The sequence below is a fragment of the Kineococcus auxinigenes genome (genome assembly GCF_050871525.1).
Taxonomy (GTDB): domain Bacteria; phylum Actinomycetota; class Actinomycetes; order Actinomycetales; family Kineococcaceae; genus Kineococcus.
On record NZ_JBKBCT010000191.1, the window covers coordinates 1 to 531 of the forward strand.

Annotated in this window: 1 protein-coding gene; it reads left to right on the forward strand. The window is 55.0% G+C overall.

Annotation, left to right across the window (positions count from 1 at the left end; translation table 11 throughout):
* Positions 1-62: 62 nt before the first annotated feature.
* Positions 63-531, forward strand: a 469-nt coding sequence (locus ACRYR9_RS19970; protein WP_432540249.1) for a glycosyltransferase, incomplete at its 3' end; no start/stop codon positions are given.

Here is a 531-nt window from a genome sequence, read left to right on the forward strand (position 1 = left end):
GGAACAGAGACGATCTGTCCCACCCGCTACTCACGCAGTATCCGAGTCAGAGCTTCTCCCTAGTGGTGGCGCGTCCAGAGCCAGAGAACCAGATTCATGTGATTCTCGAGGCATTTGAACGCAGCGAGAAGAAGAAGCCCATGGTTGTTCTGGGTAACTTCGAGATCAATGACTACGGTCGACAACTTCGCGCCAAACACACAGATGTCCATTTCGCCGGCGGTGTTTACAACACTAGCGTACTGAACGAACTACGGCGTCGTAGCAACCTGTACATTCATGGCCATTCGGTAGGGGGTACCAACCCATCCTTGATCGAAGCTATGGCCGCTGGCGCATTGCTTCTGGCCCACGACAATCCGTTCAATCGGTGGGTTCTAGGTGGTGATGCGTCCGGACTGTTCTTCAAGGCAGCGGTCGACCTGACCACCCATCTGGACAATCCTCCCGACCTCGCGGCGCGTACCAGGATGATTAATGCGGCGCAGCAGCGCTGTGTGGAACAATTCCTATGGAGAAAAATCCTGGACG